Genomic DNA, 17,799 nt, shown 5'->3' on the forward strand with positions numbered 1-17,799 from the left:
AGCCTGATAAATGCACTAAGCGACAAGGAACTTGCCAACTACTGGTTTTCCACGGGCACACCGACCATCTTGACGCGGCTTATGCGCAAGTACAAGGTTGACCCTGTTCCGTTCGAAACGGGGTTCGAGGCCTCGCAGGATATGTTTGTGTACCGATAGTGACAGTTTTGTATGTTTGGTTGTCGCGGAAGTCGGTCACAATGTTGTTTGTGGCATCGTATTGGCTTCCCGCCCCGCCAGACGACGACTGAATCGTTGAACTGGAAGTGTTGCTGTTGCTGGAGTTCGAATCGGAGTTGGGAACGCTGCTGGAAGATTTTGGTTCGTCCTTGCTGCTGGACGACGGCTGTTCCACGCTGCTTGAAGACTTCACAGACTCTCTGTCTAAAGAATAATTCTCATTGCACGTTCCCATTTTGCCGACACCCACAATATTAAAATGGGTAGATACCGTACCCAAATCCTGATACGCAAAAACAATGGACTGCACTTTTGTTAGCAATGTCGTAATGCTATACGATGGACCATATCCTCTCTGTGAGAACTTACTCCAAGGAATATCTATGGTATGCGAACCCGCAGGAACCGTGAATCGGTAGTCGTCCCACTGCATTTTTTCCTGTTCGGCTTCATCGGGGTGGATAGCCACGGTTATCTGTTCGTCTGATTCGTAAGAAACACAGATGCCACCCCAACTGGAGATATCTACCGTACTATTGTCCTGCGTGATAATTCCGATTCCCGCATACGGGAAATCATAGCCATTTTCCAAATTGGCCGTACCGCAAATCCCGTTACAGGCTAAAACAACGCCTTCCCATTTGTACCCGACGGACGCATCCAGTTCAACTGTAGCAGGCCAGTCAAAATAGGAATTGCCGCCATTGCTCTCGTCACCATAATAAAACCAGTTTGTACCGATTACCGTTCCATCCGTTGCGGTGATTGTCGAAAAGCCATCCGTTGCCGTTGACCCGCACCAGATGTCGCCACAGTTCAAAACGGACGCCGAGACTCTTGAACTTGAAGACTTTACTGACGACGACGAATTTCCGACATTTCGAATACTCGAAGATGAGGAGCTTTCAAAAAGATCTCCGTTCGCGCTGCTGGAAATGTCCACAAAGCAATCATCTCCTATGCAATCGCTTGCACTGGAGGGGGGTTCCGCAGAACTAGAGATTGGGAAACTGTCGCTGGACATTTCAAGGAAACTGTCGCTGGACATGATTAGACCTGCATAATTTTCTGCCCCCGGGTCCAGCGGGTTATCACGGTCGCCTATATCGCTACAAGCGGCAAGAAGCAATAGCGCCATGGTCCCTATCGCTCGCAAGGAACTATTCAAAATTTCTTTCAATTCTTCCATATACTTTTCCTAAAGATCCCCGCCTACGCGGGGATGACACGAGGGTTAAAACACAAAGAACACAACGACACCCGCACCAATCAGGCCACCGCCGATTCCATAGAAAATGTTCCGCATCGTCTTCGCCGATTCCACCTTGTCCCACAGGTCGTCAAAATCCTTCTGGTTGTCAAACGTCGCTTCGTCGTATTTTTTACGTTCATCGCTTGCAACCATATTCTCGTAGACACCGACACCGACGCTTGCAAGCCCGAGCACCATCATGGCTATAGATACCGGTTTCGCTATCGCCGAGCGCTTTTCCTTGGCAGCGGCTGCACGGGCGGCCTCTTCTGCAGCCATCTGCTCGGCCATGCGTTCCACAGAGGCCAACGAATCTGCACGGAGTTCTTCGGCGGTGGGTTTCGCATTCTTTAGGTCGTGTGCAATTTCGAGTTTCTCCTTACCCGACCATTCCAGCACCACCGTCTCGCGGAACTCGTCCTCGCCCGCTTCTACCTTCGCGCAAATCGGCACACGCCCCGTAAACGGGGTGCGCCCCACCATCACGCCGTTCACGAACACGGGCACCTCGCGGAACGCGCCATTGAAATTAGTAGTCAGCGAAAAATTCCCCATCGTGGCATCGAGCGAATTGTTCACCGTCACGGTCTTCCCGCTCTGCACGTTCACCTTGAATTTTTGCGATTCATAGCAGCGGTGTTCGAATTCAATTTCGTGGATACCCGACGCCAGTTCCCATGTACCGCGGACATATTTGCGACCGTCCTTCTTGCTTTCGCCGTCAATCCTTATCACGAGTTCCGCCTCGTGCCCCACCTTGTCGGCAAGCACCGGTTGCAAATCCACCTTTCCTAGGGAACTTGCCAATATGCGCGAGAAAAGCCCGCTTGACTTTTGGCGGATTTCCGTCTCCAACGATTCGATATTCGGGGCCTTGGAGCTGAAACTGCCCATGAGCTTGTTGCCCGCCGTTTCGTAAAGTTCCACGGTAATCGTCAAGTTGTTTGCAAACCGCCCCACGTGCCCCTGGGCGACATAATTGGCAGAGATGTTCTTGCCCGTTTCCACAAGGCAGCTACCTTCGCAGTCTTCCACGGCCTTGCCCGGCGGAAGCATCATGCTGATATTTTCGCGCGTCATGATGGTGTAATTCTGCTCGGCAGGGAGCGACTTCACCGCCTCGGACCTAAGCACATCGGTCAGGTACTGCTTTTCTTCAAGCGTGAGTACGTCCTTTGCGGCGGTAGTTTCGAGAACCGCCACATGCGTCGCAAGCGCAGGGAGTGCAAGGAACAGGAATGCTACTATAGATTGCAACGCCTGCCTACGGCAAGCTCGCAATGACAATCCTATCATATTCACGGAATTCATTTTTCACCTTTCAGAATCTGGATGTAGTCGGCGCCTTCGGCACCAATCATGAAACTCGGAAGCATTTTTTTATCGACCACGACTGTTCGTGGAAGGTCAATGTTTTCGCCTTCCTTAATCAGCCCGAAGCCTTCCGTAAGCCTGCCGAACGGGTCCACCACGGCGGGCATCTTTTCTAGCGAAAACTGTTCGAGGAATTTCGTAATTGAATCCTTTTCCCGTTCCCCTACGTTTACAAGGACCACGGCTGTCTTTGCGGCGGCAAGGGCTTCTGCATTTGTTGAAATCTGCTTCAGTCCTTCGCGGCACGGAATGCACCAGGTTGCGAAATAGACAAGCGCCACCCGCTCGTTTTTTTGCGCGAGTGCATTCAGGTGGTTGCGCGTAAAGGGAGCATTGTCGTTCTGCAGTTCGAACACGGCAAACCACGGGAGCGAATCCCGGATAGCTGCCGGGAGCGGAATCCTTTGCGATTGAGTAGCCGCCTCTGCCGCAAACGATGCAGAAGAAAACAGCAGGACAACGAAAAACAATACAACTAGGGATTGCCTCGTCGCCTTCCGGCTCCACGCAATGACATTTTTCATATTTGTAAAGCTCATATCGCACTACCTCGCGAACCAGCGGCTGATTTCCTTTTTCCAGTCGGCAACAAAGTCGTTCTTCGATGCACTCTTCAAAAGCTTCGCCTTCGCCTCGTTTTCGTCGGAGCGTCCAATCCCCTTGAGCGTGCCCCCCAGGGTGAAGTAGGTTTCGCCCTTGCAGGACTTACCGTTCAAGGCCACCACCTCGGTGCAGCTCACGCCAAGTGCGCCTTCCTTACAGGAGGGTGCCGAAATTTCGAGTTCAAGCACGAGTCCCACATCGCAGGAATCTTCCCGGCTCTGTAGCTTTACATCGCCCGAAATCTGTTCGAACAGGATTTTGCCTTCTTCGCTTTCAAAGGCTCCGTCGATGTAGACCTTGTACTTGCTCCTGAACCCGATGTAGTTTTCAACCGCCTTCGCATAGCCGTCTTCGACTTCGGCAGAGGTCTCGTTAAAGCCCAGCGAAGAAAGGACCTGCAGCGCCGCCCTGTACTTGGAATATGCCGCAGTTACCTTCTCGTAACTGCCGAACTTGTCCAAGGGATGGCTCGTCACCGAAAGCACCGCAACGGCGGCCACCAGCGCATCGCGGGCGCCTAGGTAATCTTCGCGGAAAGGCTTTGCGGCATCGGCCCTCGACATGCACGCCACGACACCGACGACACCGTCATGGGCGATAGTCTCCCGCACGTGCACATCCTGCCTGTTGCGGATTTCGGCCTGCACCTGCGACTTTCTGTCGAACGACGAAGAAATTTCCTCGTTGCCGCTAGCAGAAACATCGGACCTTGTCTGCATCACGCTCGTCGAAACGACCGAACTCTGGATTTGCGTCGCAATCTGCGAAACCGCGTAACTCAGCGCCTGGTCGTAACCACCGGCAAGCCCCGAACCGCGCAATTCACCTTCGGAACAGGCGATAGCGTTCAGTTCCTGCGACACGGGAACCTTGGGAGCCTGCGCAACAGAAGGCTGCGTTTGGACCGTAGCCTCATTGGATGCGCAACCCCAAAGCACCGCCAGCGCAACAAGCGATGCAAGAGAAATGCAGACAAGTTTGCTGTTCATAGGCTACTTCGTTTCAGCATCGATTTCGGCGTAGGCCTTTTCGGCGGCGGCGCGAATCTTGTTCTTCATGGCCTCGTTCGCGGCATCGGTATCCACCAGGGTCTTGAGGTATTCTTCCACAAGGCTAACGTCCAGCGTCATGATGCCGTAAATCTTGAACTGTCCATCCTCGGTCGTTTCGATTTTCACATCGGTGAGGGTCGCCCCGTTCAGCCGCGTATCGACGACGGTTTTCGATGCGCTCTGGAAGTGTTCGGCAATGTCCCCGCCCACTTCTTCCTTGAAGTTCTTGGTCAGCGCCTTCACCTGGGCATCAATCTCCCTGGCCAAATCGACTCGGGCGTTCTGGTCGGCCTTTTCCATGGCCACCTGCTCGTCCTTGGAGACGCCTATGCCAAGCCCCGCCGGAACATGGTCCTTTTTAATCAAGTTCGTCTTTTTCATCTGCATTTCCACAAGCACGCTGGCAGCCTTTTCTTGCGGGGTGCCGGCGCAACCCGAAAGGAATGCGACGATAGCGAATGCGACAAGCGCGGTGAGCATTTTTTTCATGGTAAGCCTCCGTTTACAGGTAAGTGTTAAATTCCACGTAACGCAAAAAAAGCCCGTAGCCGAAAATGGCCACGAGCCTAGAGCGTAAATACAGACAAATTCTACTGCCTAAACGAGCAGCCCCCTGCAAAACTCGTGCCAAACCAGGAAACGGCGCAAGACACGGCAAGACGCCCACCGGCGGTCAAAGCCGGACGTCCACTCCCGGATTTTTTACAAAGTGAGGAAATCATAACATAAATATATATAAAGGGGCTGCCAAAGTCAATAGGGCACCGAGAAAAAACATTTCATGGGATGCTGCACATTCCTATTCGGATTACATGTCCCCCATCGACAATTCAACCTGGTCCGGATTTTCCTCGGGCTGCACCGGTTCTTCGGGGCTCACCGATTCGGGTTTCGCGTACTGCGGCACCAAGGCGCCCGCTTCCAGAAGTTCACTGAACTCGCGGAGTCTCGGCAAGTCTTCGGGAATGCGGTTGATGCCGAAATACTTCATGAATTCCTGCGTGGTCACGTAGGTATAGGGGTTACCCACCGTATCGGCGCGGCTACCCAGCGCAATAAAGCCCTTGTCGAGCAGGTTACGAATCGGGCCGTCCACCGACGACACGCCACGCACCTGTTCAATGGCTGCCTTGGTAATCGGCTGCTGGTAAGCAATCACCGCCAAGGTTTCAAGGGCTGCCTGGCTGAGTCTGCGAGCATTTGCTTCGGGGAACAGCTTGCGCACCCACGGGTAATACTTGGCACGCGTGCGGAAGCGGTAACCGCCCGCCTGTTCCACGATTTCGAACGGGGAATTAATCTTGTTCAGCGAATCGTTCGCCGCAATCAAGGCATCGGACACCAAGCGTGCATCCAAAAAATCACCCAGAATTTCACGCAGCTTTTTAAGCGTCACAATGTCAGGAGACGCAAACACCAGCGCCTGGATAATGCGGGCCAAATCCTCTTGGCTCTCGACTTTCGGGAGTTCCGCCGATTCTTCGGCCAAATCGTCCAAATTCTGATTTTCTTCCATACATCCGCAAAATAAAAATTTTCACCGCGGCGAATACGCCGCCACCCCAGGAGACCCCTCTTTAGGGCGTCCCCCATTCTATAGCACTTCCCAATGGCCACCCTTATCGGGGCCTACACGAACTAACAGGGAGTCTTTCTTTAGGCGGGCAATCTGCTTTTCAATTGCTTTTGCAGAAATGCCTGCTTTTTCGGCAAGTGCAGCCATCGTTATCTGCGGATTTTCACGAATGATACGGAGAATAACATCGCGAGTTTTCTCCCCCCGTTTTGCATTTTCTCCCCCCATTTCCAGATTTTCTCCCCCCATTTCTGTAGAACGGAGAAATTCATCGATTTCCTTCTGAAGGTTACGGCAAAGGGATGCGTGCATAAAATCCTTGAAGAACCTTGAATCGCCTGTTTCCTGTGATTGCGACAAGCTCTTCACATATTCTTCTTTATCCTCTTTCAGGACTTTCGACGGAATCGCATCAAATTCAAATTGAATTTGATTCATGAGGAGCCTTGCCATACGTCCATTGCCATCCGCCCAAGGATGAATAGTGACAAGCCCGTAGTGCGCATCAAAACTCAAGTCATAAAGAGATTTTAAGTCCTGAGGATTTATACGATGTCGAGCCTCATTCATTTCCGCACAAAAGGCTTCCAATTTTGCAGGCACCTTCGTGAAACTCATATAGGAGCGCCCACCAATACCCGCAGTCACATTCAGCAATCGAAGGTCTCCATTTGCACTCGAAAAATTACCAAGAACAGTCTGATAAGAACTACCGGTATTTTTCATCACGAGCGAAGAAAGTTCCTTCAGCAAATCAATCGAGACTTCCGCATGAATTTGAGCAAAATCAATACTCTTTTCGTACGCCTTTTTCAAATCCAGGTTCATCATCTGCTCTTCAATGGTTCTGCCCTTTGCAGAAATCCCCTTGTCAAACAGCAACTGGTTTTCAATTTCAGTGACCGTCGAACCTTCGATTGCCGTAGAATGGGTAATAATCGAATACAGATAGAACTTCCTATAGTCTATCTGCGAATCTATTCCCAATTCACGATAACGGGCAATCAAGGATGTCAAGTCATTTTGTGGCATAATCCTGACATCAATATAACAATTTTGAGAACGGGAAAATTATTCAGAGTCCTTGATGCAGCGGACTGGCAACCGAACCTGCATCTTAACATGATTATCAATAAGAACCGCATCAGAGTTTCTATGAAATCCCACCGTGAACGCAGTGACTCCATTTCCATATTGAGTAGTACTCCAAAATAAAACTTGAGTACTTTCATATTCATACTTCCAATAAAGCCCTTTGGAGCCACCCCATTGTTCTACGTAACCAGTAGGTAACACAGAAAAACCATAGACATCGGTCCCATTAAGACCCGAATACCCATTTGCGGTTTTATCTCCCCAACCAGTCAAAGATTTTAGGACTTTACCTGCTGTCGAAATTCCACCCACTGCATTAAACAAAGTTACCCATTCCAATGTATCAGGTAAATGCCAGCCATTAGGACAAGCTCCCTGAATTTTCGATGGTAGATTACACAGTATTGCTGAAGTTTCACATTCCCTAAAATCAATATTTTTTGCCAATGTAACGGAATCCACTGCTGCAGTCCAATTATAAAGACGTCCTCCAACATCACAATTTTCATCTTCATCATTGAAACACGAACTCATCTCATCCAAGGGCATTGTCGCCCTATCATAATAGTTCAAATTTTCCGCCATCCATACTTGACTTCCAATTTTTACCGTTTTATAAACCTTATTGTCACGATTATCAGTCATCACGCCATAATCAATTTCTTTATTAAAACGAACTTCCTTCGGAACATCCCACTCCCAAAACATTATACAACGCCATGTTCCTTCATTACAAAAATGTGTGTAATAAGTAATCTGAGAATAATAACCAGCAGGGTTTGAGTCTATAACGGCCATACCTTCATTTTTCGCCGAGCAAGCTTTATTTAAATGTTTTTCCATTGAATTCGCGATTCTAAACTTTCCTGATTCGCAAACATAAGTCTCTTTCTCCCCTTTTGCAATTTCTCCCTCTATACAGTCAAGGCCTTCTGTATCTTTTTCCCATTCTGTTGCCGTCCGAAACCTTCCAGATTCACACATATATTTGTTAGTCGGGTTTACTGCACCAGTAACGATTCGTCCATCAACACATGTTAATCCATAAGTATCATTATAAAATTCAACTTCTTTTTCCGATGCAACACGAAAAGCTCCTTTTTCGCAAACATATATGTTGCTATCTACAACATTTCCTGTAACCACGCGTCCATCATCAAAGCATTCTAAACCATATGTATCGTATTCGAGAACTGAAGCTTTTATCCAAGAACCCGACCTGCAAATTACATAGGAAGAATCCTTCTTTCCGATAAATCCTTCCCTACTCGCATTGCATTCTGGCAACGCCTTTACCGTGTCCTTCACGCAACTCTTTACTTTGTTGTCGTTCCCGCCGCCGTTCTTGCAGGTGGACTTTGCGGCATTGAAGGCCATTTCCACGCCCGCTTCGGATTCCATATTATACATAGAATAAGTCTTAGAATCAGTCGAGCCGTCGGCACTCTTGATGGTCACGATAAGGTCCTTGCCGTCCACCGTGTAGGTGTATTCGGCGTCGTCGCCAAAATCGTCCTTGCGCACGAAGTGCCACGTGCTGATGTCGGTCTTGACCATGGCATCGCAGGCGCCCACCTCGGTGCAGGTCTCGTTCACGGTGATTTCAGGTTCTAGGATTTCGGTCGGTCGCGAACTGCTGGACTTCGCAGAACTGCTTGATGTCGTAGCGTCGCTGCTCGATGAACCGTCCTTGTCGGCAGCCTTGGAGTCGCTGGAGCCGTCGGTGTCCTTGCTGCCCGACGACTTTGTAGAACTCGGCTTTGTCCGGTCGTAGGACTTGAACCACTTTTCGCCGTCGCATTCGTAGTTCAGTTCAAGGTCTGCTACATAGACCTTCTCGCCGATGACATCCATGCTGCACTCGTATGTTTCGAGTTCCGCCTTGTCAGCCACTTCGGCAGGGAGCCCCGTCCCTTTCGGTGAAGACGAGTCGTCGTCCCCGCAAGCGGAAAGAGCGAAGATTGCCGACAACAAGAAGATGGTGAGAGATTGCTTCCCCTGAAACAAGTTCTGGGTCGCAATGACACGCTGGAAAGAATTTCTCATAAAAACATCCCTTTGTAAACCTTACCCCCTAAAAATAACAAAGCACCCCCTGCACCGCAAGCCTTCAGCGCACATAAAAACAACTTTTTTCAAGATTTTCTATCAGAAATTTTCTATATGACTCAACTTGGGACATATAGAGTTATAACTTGCCAAATGTAGGCAATTTTATGGTAGATTTGGGCAAAATAAATTATTCCAGAGTGACAATTCAATCAATAAAATTATTCAGCAGAAAAATAATTTTTCTACTAAATAATTTTAAGGATGTCTTCCGGCAAAAAGACAATTCCATCCGTCTTGTCGCGAGGTCTTTCTTTCAAAAAAAGAACCGGGACGTTTTTTTTATACTTGTGGACGAACGGCAATTTCTGAACCTGCTCATTCAGATGAGCAAACAGGCGCCCTGCATTTTCGCCATTCGTCCATTTGCATTCCCCGACAAGCAGCGTTTTCTTGTCCATGCTTTCGGCAACGACATCGATTTCAACCCGTTCGTTCTTGCCGACATTGCCCCACCACCTGGAAGCCACATTGAACATTTCGTCACCGACAACCTGCCCGCTAACAGCCTGCCGGCAAAGGCGTTCCCAGCAAAAACCTTCAAATTCAGAGAAATGCTGTTTTACGATTTCTTCCACGTAATCGATACGGCCCAGTTCTAGCAGCGAACGATACGGGCTAATAAACCGGTAATAGAAATTAATGAACGGGTCGGACAAGTGGTAAATGCCGTGCTTGCTATTTTTTGGATTTTCACCGAAAGGGATTTCCCGGTCCACAAGCTGCATGGTCACGAGCCTTTTTAAAGGGGCGCTCAAAGTCGCCGCATTCTTTTCGGCACGCGCCGCAATCTCCGAAATTCGGTTCGCGCCGTTCCCGATGATTCCAAGAAGCGTGGACGCCTGCACCAGGTCGCGCATGTCGTCGCGCAAAATATGCACAGGCTCGTCGTGAAGGACGCCCATGGGAGAAAGGGCCAATTCCCTCAAGGCCGACTTGAAATTCCGATACCGTTCACGCAGTTCCCAATAGCGGGGCACCCCGCCCCAAACGGCATATTCAGAAACGGCCTCCTTTGCCGAAATTTTCAACGCAGAAGGCAAGTAAGAAACCGGAATAGGCTTCAACCGGAGAATTTCATGGGCTCGCCCATACAATGGCGATTTTTCGTCGAGGGCGACATCGAACATCATCTGTTGCGACGAGCCGCAAATCACCAGGTTGAAGTTCAAGGACTTTTCGTCCAGCAGTTTCTGCAGCGTAGAGGGCAACATCTCGCAGGATTTCACAAGATAAGGGAACTCGTCCAGGCAGAGCGTAGAACCCTTCGCGCACCTGTAGTTGAATGCCCTGAAAAGCGACTCCCAGTCGGGGTAAGCAACGGAATCGAACCCCTCATACCGGACTGCAATCGCCATGGCCAGGAAACGGCGCTGGGCGGATTCTTCCGAACGGTCCGCCATAAAATAGATATCGTTTTCCTTCAAGACGCGCTTTAACAAGGTGGACTTGCCCAACCTGCGACGGCCATAGACAACGACAAAAGACGCCCCCTTCCGGGAGAGTTCCGCCTTCAGCCTTTTCGATTCTTCTTCACGATCTAGGAATTCCATACCCCTAATATAACAAATTATTTAGCAGGAAAATAATTTTTCTACTAAATAATTTTCAAAATTTAGCCATTTATTGGGCGTTCCCCGGCCAAGGGCCGAGTCGGGCTGTCGCGTTATCGCACGGCAATTTTTTATGGCAAGAATAAGGCAGCCGTGCGTCCGTTCAGCCTTGCTTCGCGAGTCCGAATGGCTTCGCCACTTCCATCCCTAACGCGAAGTCGATGTGTAATGTGCGGTGTGGAATTGAAAATCCGTCGGCGGGTTAATCGGAGTCCTTGATGCAGCGGACTGGGTTGAATCTATTTTTGGGAGCGCCCCACATTGTAACTTTATCAGGAGCTCTTTCGAAATTAACCCCAAATGTAAATCCTTCGTCATAATCTGTTTCAGTGGATGTCAAATAACGATAAACACTTATACCATCATAGGGAATTGTAAAACCGAATTCCCTATGATTGACATCCACATATATTTCTCCAATATTTTTATAGTTTTCCACTTTAGCGCCAACAAAAAAAAGCATTGTTTCAAATTCTTGAAAATCTGGCAAATGCCAACCTTCTGGACAAATTCCTCTTACAGGATAAATTGGAGAACAAAAAACTCTCGATCCACATCCTTTTGCATTATCCGTGAATACGCCCGCACTATCCATGGCGGCACTCCACAAATAATGCCGACCAAATAAAGCGCAATTGTCTTCATAACAGATGCTGGAGGAATCTTCCTCATCCGTGGGCACTAAATAAGCGTAATTCAGGTTCTGGGCCATCCAAATTTGCTCACCGATTTTCACAGTTTTGTAAGTCTGCCCATCACGCGCATCCGTCAAAGAGCCGTACTCGATGTATCTTTTCCATTCATTTTCTAGACAAATCACCTTTATACCGGCAGTATCAATCCCAAGCGCCCCGTCAATACTTGATTTACATTCGGGTAAGGCTAGAATCGTGTCTTTCACACAAGTCTTGCTTATTACATTGTCGTTCCCGCCGCCGTTCTTGCAGGTGGACTTTGCGGCGTTGAAGGCCATTTCCACGCCCGCTTCGGATTCCATGTTATACATGGAGTAGGTCTTGGAGTTGGTCGTGCCGTCGGCATTCTTGATGGTAACGATAAGGTCCTTGCCGTCCACCGTGTAGGTGTATTCCGCATCGTCGCCGAAGTTGTCCTTGCGCACAAAGTGCCATGTGCTGATGTCGGTCTTGACCATGGCGTCACAGGCTCCCACCTCGGTGCAGGTCTCGTTCACGGTGATTTCGGGTTCAAGGATTTCCGTCGGGCGCGAGCTGCTGGACTTCGCAGAACTGCTTGATGTCGTAGCGTCGCTGCTCGATGAACCGTCCTTGTCGGCAGCCTTGGAGTCGCTGGAGCCGTCGGACTTCTTGCTGCTCGACGACTTTGTGGAAGTCGAACTCGGCCTTGTCTGGTCGTAGGACTTGAACCACTTTTCGCCGTCGCATTCGTAGTTCAATTCAAGGTCTACTACATAGACCTTCTCGCCGATGACATCCATGCCGCACCCGTAGGTCTCGAGTTCTTCCATGTCGGCCACTTTGGCGGGGAGCCCCGTCCCTTTCGGCGAAGACGAATCGTCGTCCCCGCAACCGATAAACGCAGCACCAAGCACCCCCGCAAGGGTGCAAACCGTAAACATTTTCGCGAATGTGTTTTTCATAGGGAAACCTTTTGGAAATTACTCAGAGTCCTTGAGACAACGAACGGAGTACCCGTGGTTCTTGTAGGAACTCCCCAAGTCCGCAAGGCCGCTGTGATAGTCCAAATTCACTCTGTACGCGCCGAGGCTTTCGCCTTCAATAGAACTCCATAGGTACGTCCTAGTGGCGTCATTGAAGAAGTCGCCACTGTAGGCCCTTCTACCAGCAGGGAGCGCAGAAAAACCGAAAGCGTCATCGCCGTTGCCATTTTCTTGCCAACCATTTGTAGATTTCAACTTTGTACCTGCTATGTTTCTTCCGCCAACCGCCGTGAATAAGGCATTCCATTCATCTCCGTTCGGCAGATGCCAGCCGTTGGGACAAAAACCCTGAATTAAGGTTGCCGAACCTACCGAAATGAGGTCGCAATCTTTGCGGAAGCCGCAGTCCTGCGGATTGTCTGCATCGCTCGCCAACTTCACCGAATCAATGGCCACAGCCCAGGTGTAAAGTCGTCCGTACTTGAAACAATTGGCAGGGGCGTTGTCATAGCACCAACTGGTGGAATCGGAGGTGTAGTCACCATAGTTATAGGGAACGTTAGTGTATGCGTAGTTCAAATTCTGAGCCATCCATATCTGACAATTTTCATTTTCCTCGTCGCAAATCTCAATAGTCTTATAGACCTGACCATCTCGCTCGTCGAGAATTTCGCCATACTTCCCCGCTTCCAGAAAGTCCTGATTCAGGTATTCTGTCGTGAAGCATTTGTATTTGGAACACGCGTAAGTTCCCGACGGCATGACCTTCGCTTCGGCATAACTTTTCGGCGCTTCAGTCGAACTCGAAGAATCACCCGACTTTACGGAACTTGAACTCTTGGAATCTGAAGATTTCTTGTTTTCTTTCGTGGAACTGCTGGACACTTCGGCAGGCTCAGAGTCCTTGACACTGCTAGACGAAGAAGACTTTTCCGAACTGGACGACACGTCTTCCTGCCCTTCGGCGCTGCTCAGGGCGCTTGTTTCGGTTTCATCGCCACCCGCCGACGAAGAGTCATCGCAGGCGGAAAGGGCAAATCCGAGCACCCCTGCAAGGGCTAAGACAGTGAACTTTTTCGCGAACGTGTTTTTCATAGGGAAACCTTTGGGAAATTCGGGATTTTTGAATTCGGATTTCGGAATTGATAACTCGCTGGCGGGCTAGTCAGAGTCCTTGACGCAGCGGACGGAGAAGCCGTCGTACTTGTAATTGTATTCCAGGTATGCGAACTCGTCGTTGCTGTACAAGAACATGTTGTAGGCGTAGTCACGGAACTCCGTGGCACTCCAGAAGTACGCGTAGAGACCCGGACTGCTGAAGGCTCCCTTGTTGTCGCGGGCGCCCGCCGGAAGAGCGGAAAAGCCATAGGCATCGGTGGCCTCGCCAGCAGCTTCCCATCCGCTGGCAGATTTGAGCCTCTTTGCTGCTTGGAATGAACCGCCCACTGCGGTGAACAAAGTTTCAAATTCGGCTTTGGTAGGCAAGTGCCAGCCTGTGGGACAAATTCCTCTAACAGGGTAAGTAGGCGAACATGTGGAACCGTATCCGCAGCCTATTCCGTTAGTGCTCCAGGTTCCTATACTGTCCATGGAGGCAGCCCAAGTGTAAAGACGACCGTATTTGTCGCAATTGGAAGGATCATCGTCGTAGCACCAACTTGTGGAATCGGAGGTGTAACTGCCATATTTACTGTCAAACTTATAGGGAACGCTGGTGTAAGCGTAGTTCAGATTCTCCGCCATCCAAGTCTGGGTGCCGATGGTCACCGTCTTATAGACTTTGTTGTCGCGGCTGTCGGTCATGGTACCCGTAACTACATCATCAGGATCAATGAAACCAACGCTTGAAGAAGATTGCTTCACGGAAGAACTGCTGCTAGACTTGACACTCGATGAAGAACTAACCGACGAGCTAGATACATCCTTCTTACTACTAGAAGAATCATCTGTCTTTACAGAACTACTACTTGTTCTGTTTTCCTTAATTGAAGAAGATTCATCTATTTTGGCATCATCCGATGATTCTACATCCTTCTCAGCAGAGGATTCAATCTTTTTAGCAGAACTACTTGATTCGTCATCGCAATCCTTACAGACCGAAGATGAAGAATCGACCGCGGCATTTTCATCCGATCCGTTGCTAGAAGCCGACGAAGAGTCGTCACAGGAGGAAAGGACAAAGATTGCCGCCAACAAGAAGATGGTTAGAGAATGCGTCCCCTGAAACAAGTTCAGGGTCGCAATGACATGCTGGAAAGACTTTCTCATAAAAACATCCATTATGATAATTTACCTCCTAAAAATAACAAAGCACCCCCGTGCATCGCAAGCCTTCAATGCGCAGAAAAACGAACTTTTTATGCCGCGTCGGGCCGAAAAATTTCTATATGTCTCACGTTGCGACATATGGAGAATTTTCTTGAAGAGTACGTGATAAAAAGCACATCTTATCGAAATTTTCCGTTCCGTAAAAAATGCAAATTCCAACCCAATAAGGTAAATTTGAAAAGCCCATGAAACCGATTTCCGACTACGACAACTACCGAACCTACATCAGGGATTTTTACGAAGAGCGCAAGTTGATGACGGGCCTGTCGTGGCGCGGCTTCAACAAGATGGCCGGATACGCCAGCACAAAGTTCCTGAAACTCGTTTGTGACGGGAAGTCGAAATTGAGCTGCGTCGGCGCCGCCCGCCTGTCAAAAGTCATGGGCCTTTCCAAGATCCAGACATCCTACTTCTTGGCGCTGGTCACCTACTGCAATTCCCCCGTAGAAAAGAAAAGGCAGGCCGCCCTTGAACAGATGCACACCCTGGCAAAGGACGACAGGATCCGGGTCGTAGGGGGCGACGGCTACGAATACTTCAAGAACTGGTGGAACCCGGTGCTCCGGGAACTTGCCCCCAGGATTGCCAATGCCACGCCGTCAAAAATCGCGAATATGCTCCACGAAAGCGTGACTCCCGAGAACGTGAAGAAATCCCTGGATTTCCTGGTCCAGGCGGGATTTCTGAAGGAGCGGCGCAACAGGTATGTCCAATCCGACAAGGCAATTCTTGGCTCGTCCGAGAAGATTCCGCGGGCCATCCGCGGCATGCACAGACAGATGGCAAGGCTTGCGGAGAAGGCCGTCGAGGCATTCCCCGTAACGGAGCGCAACTTTTCGGGAATGACGGTCGCCTTAAACCGGGCGGCATACGCGCAAATCGTAAGCGAACTGGATTTCTGCCGCAAGAAGATAGCCGCAATCGTTTCTGCCGCAGAGGACTGCGACAGGGTTTACAGGGTGAACCTGCAGTTGTTCCCGCTGACCAAAGAAATTAAAAAATGAGATTTTCCCCGAACATTCTATCCATCCCCTGCCTTGCGTTCCTGTTCTGCACCGCCTGCAGCGATTCGGAAAAGGAAATCGCCAACGGCTACACCGAAGAGCAGAACGCCAGCCTGGACAGCGCCGCCTATGCAAGGCTCATGACATGGGAACCCAAGGTCGCCCTGAGGCTCGTGGAAGTCAAGGACAAGGAACGGGGCTTGTCGTGGTTCGATGTCGATTTTACCACAGCCGCCAAGCCCTACTACGAGCATGCGGGCGGGACCGTTGACGACGGTTGCACCGTGAACCTGTATGCCGAACAGAACGGCGTCCGCATGAACTTGACTCGCACCTACAAGAAGAACATCTATACGGAATTTTTGAATCGGGATTCGCTGGACGCTGTAGTGGAGGATCACCTGGACAATTCTTACGGCGACAGCGCCGTGGCAAACTGCAGGGCCGATTCTACCGCCTTCGCAGACTACTGTGCCGAAAACGACGGCGTCTTCACGGACTATTTCAAACTGAAAAAATGCAGCGTTCTGCACCTCTCGTGCGTCATGAAGTTCACGCCGAAAATTGCCGCCGATGAATACTTGCAGGCTACGGCCAAGAGAATGAAGGATATCTGCATTGCCGAGTTCTACGCCCCGGGAGAAGACGCTGAAGCCGATTCCACGCTCCTTGTGGACAAGCGGGACGGGCGGACTTACGCCACCACGACGATAGGTTCGCAGACATGGCTTGCCGAGAACCTGAACTACAAGGGGGATTTCACGAGTTACTGCTACGAAAACGACGACGAGAACTGCGAAAAATACGGCAGGATGTATTCTCCCGACGACGCCAAGACGGCATGCCCAGAGGGTTGGCGGCTGCCGTCCGCCCAGGACTTTGTAGACCTGGAGGATAACACCGGGAAGGACATGACCGCTCTCAGGACGACCGAAGGCTGGGAAAGCGGAAACGGAAGCGACCTTTACGGATTCAGCCTTTACCCGGCAGGACGCTACAGCATCATCGGGAACACCCCGAAATTCGTGCAAATGGGAGTGGCGACCTACCTATGGACGGACACGGAAAGCGAATTCGGGACGCTCGTTTTTGACGGACTCAATGTCGGTTACCCGGCAACGTCCATGACATCGGGCAACTATCTGAATGTCCGATGCCTAAAGGATTGACGAAGCGGTGGGGGCGAGCCGCAACCGTGCCGGGATGCCATGTGCGAAACGCATGGATAGGCGACAATAAAAGCCCCGTGCATTTGCGCGGGGCTAACCATCATATAAGGAGTATTGGCGACGGTTACTTCTTCTGGAGCGGGGTATCCTTCAGGATTTCTTCGACCAGGTTCTTCATGTTTTCTTCCCAGTCGCCCTTGCCCATGGCAAAGCCGAGGTGGACGCGAGCCTTGAGGGTGCCGCTTGCGACGACAGCCTTGCTGTCGGCGTTGGCAATGGAGTATTCACCGGTGAACTGGAGGTAGCTCTTGGTTTCGGCGCTCATGGTGAGCGGGTTCATCTTGGTTTCGGAAAGACGGGAAACTTCGAGGTTGCTCATGGAGATGATGAGGCCGGAAACACCGTCGAGAGCGTCAAACTTCGGAGAAGGAACGAGGTAGTCCTTCTTGCCGAACTTGGCCGGGGTCATGGTGTAGTCGGTCACTTCCTTGGCGGTGAAGTTGGCGGCGATGTCAGCCTGGCTCTTCAGTTCGCTGCCCATCTGCTGGGTGAACCAACCGGAGAAGTTGCTGGAGAAGTCCGGAAGGTCGTCGGCGACGTCGTCCTGGTTCTTCACGACAGGTTCGGTGTAGAAGACGGTCACTGCAGTTGCGGGTTCAGTCCAAGTCGGGTCGATATTCTTGAGGCCGGCCTTGCCACCGCAACCAATGAGGGAGAGGGAAGCTGCGCAGAGGAGAAGCGCTGCAAATTTTTTCATGATAAAGTCCTCCTAATGGAGATTTTTTTTAGAAAACGACATTGTTTT

The 17,799-nt window shown here is 50.3% G+C and carries 15 protein-coding genes; 2 read left to right on the top strand and 13 right to left on the bottom strand.

What is annotated here, in order from left to right; genetic code table 11:
- Positions 1-79 precede the first annotated feature (79 nt).
- The 12 genes from Q0P86_RS03210 to Q0P86_RS03265 form a co-directional block, all read right to left on the bottom strand.
- Positions 80-1,369: a hypothetical protein gene (locus Q0P86_RS03210; RefSeq protein WP_295037403.1), complete on the bottom strand. Its 1,290-nt coding sequence runs from the start codon at positions 1,367-1,369 to the stop codon at positions 80-82.
- A gap of 45 nt (positions 1,370-1,414) precedes the next feature.
- Complete coding sequence (locus tag Q0P86_RS03215; RefSeq protein ID WP_295037406.1) at positions 1,415-2,743, bottom strand: hypothetical protein; 1,329 nt, start codon at positions 2,741-2,743, stop codon at positions 1,415-1,417.
- Positions 2,740-3,330, bottom strand: a complete 591-nt coding sequence (locus Q0P86_RS03220) for a TlpA disulfide reductase family protein (protein ID WP_295037408.1) — start codon at positions 3,328-3,330, stop codon at positions 2,740-2,742. Before Q0P86_RS03220 ends, Q0P86_RS03215 begins: the two co-directional genes overlap by 4 nt.
- A 21-nt stretch (positions 3,331-3,351) precedes the next feature.
- Positions 3,352-4,398, bottom strand: coding sequence for a hypothetical protein (locus Q0P86_RS03225; protein ID WP_295037410.1), 1,047 nt, complete (start codon positions 4,396-4,398; stop codon positions 3,352-3,354).
- Positions 4,399-4,401: 3 nt separating this feature from the next.
- Positions 4,402-4,950, bottom strand: a complete 549-nt coding sequence (locus Q0P86_RS03230; RefSeq protein WP_295037411.1) for a hypothetical protein — start codon at positions 4,948-4,950, stop codon at positions 4,402-4,404.
- A gap of 319 nt (positions 4,951-5,269) precedes the next feature.
- Positions 5,270-5,977, bottom strand: coding sequence for an SMC-Scp complex subunit ScpB (gene scpB, locus Q0P86_RS03235; protein ID WP_290996419.1), 708 nt, complete (start codon positions 5,975-5,977; stop codon positions 5,270-5,272).
- A 78-nt stretch (positions 5,978-6,055) separates the two neighbouring features.
- Positions 6,056-7,069, bottom strand: coding sequence for a Fic family protein (locus tag Q0P86_RS03240; protein ID WP_163452933.1), 1,014 nt, complete (start codon positions 7,067-7,069; stop codon positions 6,056-6,058).
- A gap of 39 nt (positions 7,070-7,108) precedes the next feature.
- Entirely contained in the window at positions 7,109-9,178 is a 2,070-nt protein-coding gene (locus tag Q0P86_RS03245) for a fibrobacter succinogenes major paralogous domain-containing protein (protein WP_295037415.1), read from the bottom strand.
- A gap of 251 nt (positions 9,179-9,429) precedes the next feature.
- Positions 9,430-10,794: an ATP-binding protein gene (locus Q0P86_RS03250; RefSeq protein WP_295037417.1), complete on the bottom strand. Its 1,365-nt coding sequence runs from the start codon at positions 10,792-10,794 to the stop codon at positions 9,430-9,432.
- A 262-nt stretch (positions 10,795-11,056) separates the two neighbouring features.
- On the bottom strand, positions 11,057-12,472 hold the full coding sequence (locus Q0P86_RS03255; protein ID WP_295037419.1) for an FISUMP domain-containing protein: 1,416 nt from the start codon (positions 12,470-12,472) through the stop codon (positions 11,057-11,059).
- A gap of 18 nt (positions 12,473-12,490) precedes the next feature.
- Entirely contained in the window at positions 12,491-13,588 is a 1,098-nt protein-coding gene (locus tag Q0P86_RS03260) for a fibrobacter succinogenes major paralogous domain-containing protein (RefSeq protein ID WP_294113895.1), read from the bottom strand.
- A 66-nt stretch (positions 13,589-13,654) separates the two neighbouring features.
- The gene (locus Q0P86_RS03265; RefSeq protein ID WP_295037421.1) at positions 13,655-14,761 is read right to left on the bottom strand and encodes a fibrobacter succinogenes major paralogous domain-containing protein; all 1,107 of its coding nucleotides are present in this window, start codon (positions 14,759-14,761) and stop codon (positions 13,655-13,657) included.
- Positions 14,762-15,006: 245 nt separating this feature from the next.
- Between Q0P86_RS03265 and Q0P86_RS03270 the strand changes: the two genes are divergently transcribed.
- Positions 15,007-15,825, top strand: coding sequence for a TIGR02147 family protein (locus Q0P86_RS03270; protein WP_295037422.1), 819 nt, complete (start codon positions 15,007-15,009; stop codon positions 15,823-15,825).
- Positions 15,822-16,994: an FISUMP domain-containing protein gene (locus Q0P86_RS03275; protein WP_295037424.1), complete on the top strand. Its 1,173-nt coding sequence runs from the start codon at positions 15,822-15,824 to the stop codon at positions 16,992-16,994. The genes Q0P86_RS03270 and Q0P86_RS03275 overlap by 4 nt, the downstream gene beginning before the upstream one ends.
- A gap of 124 nt (positions 16,995-17,118) precedes the next feature.
- Here Q0P86_RS03275 and Q0P86_RS03280 read toward each other — a convergent pair whose 3' ends face one another.
- On the bottom strand, positions 17,119-17,751 hold the full coding sequence (locus Q0P86_RS03280; RefSeq protein ID WP_295037426.1) for a hypothetical protein: 633 nt from the start codon (positions 17,749-17,751) through the stop codon (positions 17,119-17,121).
- Between the last annotated feature and the right edge of the window lie 48 nt (positions 17,752-17,799).

The sequence above is a fragment of the uncultured Fibrobacter sp. genome (assembly GCF_946062555.1).
Classification (GTDB): domain Bacteria; phylum Fibrobacterota; class Fibrobacteria; order Fibrobacterales; family Fibrobacteraceae; genus Fibrobacter.

Excerpts from the sequence above, each read along its gene's own strand:
- Q0P86_RS03210 (WP_295037403.1), bottom strand. The coding sequence starts at position 1,369 with ATGGAAGAATTGAAAGAAATTTTGAATAGTTCCTTGCGAGCGATAGGG.
- Q0P86_RS03215 (WP_295037406.1), bottom strand. The coding sequence starts at position 2,743 with ATGAATTCCGTGAATATGATAGGATTGTCATTGCGAGCTTGCCGTAGG.
- Q0P86_RS03220 (WP_295037408.1), bottom strand. The coding sequence starts at position 3,330 with ATGAAAAATGTCATTGCGTGGAGCCGGAAGGCGACGAGGCAATCCCTA.
- Q0P86_RS03225 (WP_295037410.1), bottom strand. The coding sequence starts at position 4,398 with ATGAACAGCAAACTTGTCTGCATTTCTCTTGCATCGCTTGTTGCGCTG.
- Q0P86_RS03230 (WP_295037411.1), bottom strand. The coding sequence starts at position 4,950 with ATGAAAAAAATGCTCACCGCGCTTGTCGCATTCGCTATCGTCGCATTC.
- scpB (WP_290996419.1), bottom strand. The coding sequence starts at position 5,977 with ATGGAAGAAAATCAGAATTTGGACGATTTGGCCGAAGAATCGGCGGAA.
- Q0P86_RS03240 (WP_163452933.1), bottom strand. The coding sequence starts at position 7,069 with ATGCCACAAAATGACTTGACATCCTTGATTGCCCGTTATCGTGAATTG.
- Q0P86_RS03245 (WP_295037415.1), bottom strand. The coding sequence starts at position 9,178 with ATGAGAAATTCTTTCCAGCGTGTCATTGCGACCCAGAACTTGTTTCAG.
- Q0P86_RS03250 (WP_295037417.1), bottom strand. The coding sequence starts at position 10,794 with ATGGAATTCCTAGATCGTGAAGAAGAATCGAAAAGGCTGAAGGCGGAA.
- Q0P86_RS03255 (WP_295037419.1), bottom strand. The coding sequence starts at position 12,472 with ATGAAAAACACATTCGCGAAAATGTTTACGGTTTGCACCCTTGCGGGG.
- Q0P86_RS03260 (WP_294113895.1), bottom strand. The coding sequence starts at position 13,588 with ATGAAAAACACGTTCGCGAAAAAGTTCACTGTCTTAGCCCTTGCAGGG.
- Q0P86_RS03265 (WP_295037421.1), bottom strand. The coding sequence starts at position 14,761 with ATGAGAAAGTCTTTCCAGCATGTCATTGCGACCCTGAACTTGTTTCAG.
- Q0P86_RS03270 (WP_295037422.1), top strand. The coding sequence starts at position 15,007 with ATGAAACCGATTTCCGACTACGACAACTACCGAACCTACATCAGGGAT.
- Q0P86_RS03275 (WP_295037424.1), top strand. The coding sequence starts at position 15,822 with ATGAGATTTTCCCCGAACATTCTATCCATCCCCTGCCTTGCGTTCCTG.
- Q0P86_RS03280 (WP_295037426.1), bottom strand. The coding sequence starts at position 17,751 with ATGAAAAAATTTGCAGCGCTTCTCCTCTGCGCAGCTTCCCTCTCCCTC.